Source organism: Ramlibacter sp. (genome assembly GCF_035706265.1).
GTDB lineage: Bacteria > Pseudomonadota > Gammaproteobacteria > Burkholderiales > Burkholderiaceae_C > Ramlibacter.
The window spans coordinates 1-4,925 of record NZ_DASSVG010000481.1 but is presented as its reverse complement, the minus strand read 5'-3'; the positions used below and the strand labels follow the sequence as shown (position 1 = coordinate 4,925).

7 protein-coding genes are annotated in these 4,925 nt (G+C 71.0%); 4 read left to right on the top strand and 3 right to left on the bottom strand.

What is annotated here, in order from left to right:
- Positions 1-45: 45 nt before the first annotated feature.
- Positions 46-456, bottom strand: a complete 411-nt coding sequence (locus VFM98_RS17215; RefSeq protein WP_325111126.1) for a hypothetical protein — start codon at positions 454-456, stop codon at positions 46-48.
- A 206-nt stretch (positions 457-662) separates the two neighbouring features.
- Between VFM98_RS17215 and VFM98_RS17210 the strand changes: the two genes are divergently transcribed.
- The 4 genes from VFM98_RS17210 to VFM98_RS17195 are packed head-to-tail and all read left to right on the top strand — an operon-like array spanning position 663 to position 3,518.
- The gene (locus VFM98_RS17210) at positions 663-1,151 is read left to right on the top strand and encodes a cupin domain-containing protein (protein WP_325111125.1); all 489 of its coding nucleotides are present in this window, start codon (positions 663-665) and stop codon (positions 1,149-1,151) included.
- Between the two features lie 21 nt (positions 1,152-1,172).
- Positions 1,173-2,129 carry an aldo/keto reductase gene (locus VFM98_RS17205; RefSeq protein WP_325111124.1) on the top strand — a complete coding sequence of 319 codons (957 nt, stop codon included), beginning with the start codon at positions 1,173-1,175 and terminating at the stop codon, positions 2,127-2,129.
- A gap of 37 nt (positions 2,130-2,166) precedes the next feature.
- Entirely contained in the window at positions 2,167-2,637 is a 471-nt protein-coding gene (locus VFM98_RS17200; RefSeq protein WP_325111123.1) for a hypothetical protein, read from the top strand.
- The gene (locus VFM98_RS17195; protein ID WP_325111122.1) at positions 2,592-3,518 is read left to right on the top strand and encodes a diacylglycerol/lipid kinase family protein; all 927 of its coding nucleotides are present in this window, start codon (positions 2,592-2,594) and stop codon (positions 3,516-3,518) included. Before VFM98_RS17200 ends, VFM98_RS17195 begins: the two co-directional genes overlap by 46 nt.
- Before the next feature lie 6 nt (positions 3,519-3,524).
- Here the strand turns inward: VFM98_RS17195 and VFM98_RS17190 are convergent, their stop codons facing one another.
- Both VFM98_RS17190 and VFM98_RS17185 read right to left on the bottom strand, forming a co-directional pair.
- Positions 3,525-4,499, bottom strand: coding sequence for a tripartite tricarboxylate transporter substrate binding protein (locus tag VFM98_RS17190; RefSeq protein ID WP_325111121.1), 975 nt, complete (start codon positions 4,497-4,499; stop codon positions 3,525-3,527).
- Positions 4,496-4,925, bottom strand: a 430-nt coding sequence (locus VFM98_RS17185; RefSeq protein ID WP_325111120.1) for a Mut7-C RNAse domain-containing protein, incomplete at its 5' end; no start/stop codon positions are given. The genes VFM98_RS17190 and VFM98_RS17185, both read right to left, overlap by 4 nt.

Here is a 4,925-nt window from a genome sequence, read left to right as displayed (position 1 = left end):
TCCTGAAGCGGCCGCCCCGGCCGCCCCTCGTTCAGGACTTCGTCGTCAGGACTTCTTCGCCTGGTCCTTGGCGGCGGCGTGCGCGGCCTTCGCTTCCTTCCGGCACGCGTCCTTGGCGTTCCCCTGCATCGCGTCGCACTTCTCCTTGGCGATGTCGTAGTCGGCGTCGGCCTTGGCCGTCTTCACCTTCTCGTCGGCCCTGGCACCGGGCTTGTACTGCGCCTCGAGTTCGGCCTTCGCCACCTTTTCCTTGCCCTTGGCTTCGGCCTTGCAGAGGTCCTTGGCGTTGCCGGTCTGCGCATCGCAGGCCTTCTTGTCGGCCTTGTACTGCGCCTCGATCCTGTCCTTGGCGGCCTTGTGCGCCTCCTTCGTCATGGTCGGGGCATCCGCCGCGAACACCTGCGCGGCAAAGCCCAGGCCGAGCGCGGCCGCCAGGCCGATCAGGTTCTTCTTCATCGTGTGCATCTCCTTTCATGCGGGTTTCGACACGGACCCTCCCAGGAAACGTCCGAGGGGCATGCCCCAGCGGTAGGAGGCCTCAATCGAAAGTTGTCGGCCCATGGACTACAGGGCTGGAGACCAGCGCGGCCGCGCTCCGGTCGAGCGGGACTCGGGCCGCGGTCGTTGCACGAGGGCGCGCGCGCGTTGTACGCTGCCGCCCCATGGAAGAACACCCGCACTCCTCTGGCGACGCGAAGTGGAAGCACGACGGCGTGCGCGTCATTCCCGGCGACCAGCTCGATCCCAACGTGCCCTCCACGCCGGGCATGGACCGCAAGGCGGCGATCACCTTCGCGCGCGTGGGCGCGCAGAAGCTGTGGGCCGGCACCGTCACCATCCACCCCAACGCGAAGACCGGCGCCCACCACCACGGCCACCTCGAAAGCGTGATCTACGTGGTGAAGGGGCGCGCGCGCATGCGCTGGGGCGAGCGGCTCGAATTCACCGCCGAGGCCGGGCCCGGCGATTTCATCTACGTGCCGCCCTACGTGCCGCACCAGGAGATCAACGCCAGCCCCACCGAGGTGCTGGAGTGCGTCCTGTGCCGCAGCGACGGCCAGGCGGTGGCGATCAACCTCCCGATCGAACCGGTGGAAAAGCCCGAGCAGGTGCTGTGGGTGGATCCCACGCATCCGCACGGCGGCGTCTGAAACGAAAAAAGGACAAGCGCGATGGAATATCGTCCCCTCGGCCGCTCCGAGCTGCAGGTCTCGCCCCTGTGCTTCGGCGGCAACGTGTTCGGCTGGACGGCCGACGAACGCACCTCGTTCTCGCTGCTCGATGCCTGGATCGACGCCGGCTTCAACTTCGTCGACACCGCGGACGTGTATTCGCGCTGGGCGCCGGGGCACAGCGGCGGCGAATCGGAAACGGTGATCGGCCGCTGGGTGCGCCAGGGCGGCCGGCGCAGCAAGCTGGTGATCGCGACCAAGGTGGGCAACGACATGGGCGAGGGCCGCATCGGCCTGAAGCCCGAGCGCATCCGCGAGGCGGTGGAGGCCTCGCTGCGCCGCCTGCACCTGGAATGCATCGACCTGTACCAGGCCCACCGCGACGACGAATCCACGCCGCTCGATGCGACGCTGGAGGCCTTCGGCCGGCTGGTCGACGAGGGCAAGGTGCGGGCGATCGGCGCCTCCAACTACAGCGCCTCGCGCCTGCAGCAGGCGCTGGAGACCAGCGCGCGGCTCGGGCTGCCGCGCTACGAGAGCCTGCAGCCTCTGTACAACCTGTACGACCGCTTCGAGTTCGAGGAGGAGCTGCAGGCGCTGTGCCGGCGCGAGCACGTGGGCGTCATCAACTACTACGCGCTGGCGGCCGGCTTCCTCACCGGCAAGTACCGCAGTGCCGAGGACGCGTCCAAGAGCGCGCGCGGCCCGACGGTGGTGCAGAAGTACCTGAACGCACGCGGGCAGCGCATCGTGCGCGCGCTCGACGAGGCGGCGGAGCGCTGCAACGCCACGCCGGCGCAGGTGGCGATCGCGTGGGTGACGGCCCAGCCCGGCATCACGTCGCCGATCGCGAGCGCGACGTCGGTGGCGCAGCTGCAGGACCTGGTGAAGGCCGCGGAGCTGCGGCTGGACGAAGCCTCCCTGGCGCTGTTGAACGAGGCGAGCGCGGCGCATTGAACACCGCACGCACGGAAGGGGCGAGAATCGCGCGGCCGTGAAACTGCGCAAGATCCTCCTCCCCGTCGTGCTGGTCCCGATCCTGCTGGTGCTGCTCGCGCTGGCGTGGCGCGAGGTCGCCTGGCGCCGCAGCCACACCCTGCTCAAGCCGGCGGCCGCGGCGCCCGACGCGGCCTTCGTGGCCGAGGTCCGCAGCCTGCCGGAGAGCCCCCTGCTCGCCCCCCGCAGCTCCGGGGTGTTCGTGCGCAAGCGCTGGGAGCTGCTGCGCAGCCTGGAGCCGCAACTCGTGTTCGTGGGCGCCTGCGACCAGGTGGACACGCGCTGGATGGCGCGCCGCCGGCTGGTGATCGAATGCCTCCTGCGCTCGGGCGAGCCGCGCCTGCTGCAGGCGCTGGTGGAGGACGTGGTGATCGAGCTGGTGATCCAGCCCCAGTTCGCCCTCGCGCCGGTATGCTCCGGCGGGTGGCCAGCCCTCCCTCCGCAGCGCACCGCGCGCTCGTGCTCCTGAACGTGCGCTCCGGTACCGGCAGCGGGGGCGAGCGGCGCGAGGAGATCGCCTCCCTGTTCGCCGGCGTCGGCATCGAAGCCGAGCTGGTACTCGCGCAGTCGCCCGAGGATTTCCGCGCCGCGCTGGAGCGCGCGCGCGGCGCCGGCACCCGCCTCGTGGTGGCCGGCGGCGGCGATGGCACCCAGGCCGCCGTGGCCGCGGAACTCGCAGGAACCGACTGCGTGCAGGGCGTGCTGCCCCTGGGCACGCTCAACCACTTCGCCAAGGACCTGGGCATCCCGCTGCAGCTGGAAGACGCCGTGCGCACCATCGCGGAAGGCCGGCCGCTGCAGGTGGACGTGGGCGAGGTGAACGGCCGCGTCTTCATCAACAACTCCAGCCTCGGCCTCTACCCCGAGATCGTGCGCGAGCGCGAGCTGCAGCGCGAGCACCTGGGCAAGAGCAAGTGGCGCGCGCTCGCCAGCGCCACCCTGCATGCGACGGGGCGTCCGCACGGCCTGGCGGTGCGCATCGGCTCGGACGCGCAGGAAGAGGAGCAGGTGCGGCGCACGCCCTTCGTCTTCATCGGCAACAACCGCTACACCATGGAAGGCCTGGACATCGGCGCCCGCGAGAGCCTGCAGGGCGGCGAGCTCGCGCTCTACTGCGCGCGCCGGCGCGGCCGGCTGGCGCTGCTGCAGCTCGCCCTGCGGGCGCTGCTCGGTCGGCTCGACCAGGCCGAGGATTTCGAGGCGCTGACGGGCGAGGCCTTCGTGATCGAGACGCGCGAGCCGCGCATCCGCGTGGCCACCGACGGCGAGGTGGCGATGCTCGAGACCCCGCTGCGCTACCGCATCCGCCCGGGCGCGCTGCGGGTGCTGGTGCCCGCAGCCGCGCCCTGAGTCTCGCTATTCGCCGCTGATCTTGCGGTCGCGCACGATCGCGCCCCACTTGGTCGACTCCTTGCGCATGAAGTCGGCCAGTTCGGCGCGCGAGGTGGGGTGCGGGGTGAGGCCGTGCTTCTGCAGCTGCTCGCGGATGGCGGGATCGTTCAGCACCTTGACGATCTCCTGGTTCCAGCGGTCCAGGACCGGCGCCGGCGTCTTGGCCGACGCCACGAAGGCATACCAGTTCAGCGCCTCGAAGCCGGGGTAGCCGGATTCCGCCACGGTGGGGATGTTCGGCAGGTGGGCCGGGCGCGCCAGGCCCGTCGTGGCCAGCGGCGTGAGCTTGCCGGACTCGATGTGCGGCAGCGCGGTGGGCGGCGCCGCGAAGTACGCGGTGAAGCGGCCGGCCAGCAGGTCGGGCATGGCCGCCGAGCCGCCCTTGTACGGCACGTGCGTCATCTCCACCTTGGCCTGCTGGCCGAACAGCTCGCCCGTGAGGTGCGAGGCCGAGCCGGGGCCGGTGGAAGCGAAAGTCACGGAGCCGGCCTGCTTGCGCGCCAGCGCCACGAAGTCGGCCAGCGACTTGATCCCCGAGTTGGCGTTCACCACCAGCACGTTGGGGAAGTTCACCCCGCCGGAGAGCGGCGCCAGGTCCTTGAACGGGTCGTAGCCGACCTTCATCATGTGCGGCGCGATGGTGAGCGGGCCAATGGAGCCGAACAGGATCGTCGAGCCATCCGCCGGGCCGTTGGCGACCAGCTGGTGCGCGATGTTGCCGCCGGCGCCGGCCTTGTTCTCCACCACCACGCTCTGGCCGATGTTCTCGCCCAGCTTCTTGGCGATCAGGCGGGCGGCGGCGTCCGCGGCCCCGCCGGGCGCGAAGCCGACCACCAGGGTGACGGTCTTCCTGGGCGGAAAGTCCTGGGCCTGTCCGAGGCCCGCGACGGCGAGTGCGGCGAACCCCAGGGTGGCGCGCAGCAGGTGGCGCTTGTTCATGGCTTGTCTCCTTCGTTGTAACCGGCGGATTGTGCCGTGATCCACCCCGGGAGCACACGTTCGATCGCGACACGCATGCGGCGCACGTGCGAGCCGTCCCAGTACAGCCGCCCGCACACCGGACAGCGTCGCACCGGCCCCGGCAGGTCGCGCACGCCTTCCGGCAGCAGCGGCAGCGCCTCGGCCCGCTCCAGCACCCGCAGCGGCGCGTTGCACAAGAGGCAGCGGGTGAAGAGCGCAGCGGGCGCGGGCAAGCGCAGCGTCCGCACCAGGTCGCGCAGCTGCTGCAGCGGATCGTCCTGCCGCACCTCGAAGGCGTGCGCCGGGCGCAGCTCGCGCAGCAGGTGGCGGTCGCGCGTGAGCAGCAGGCGCACCTCGTCCTCGGACAGGCGCACCAGCACCGGATCGGCCACGGCGATGTCGTAG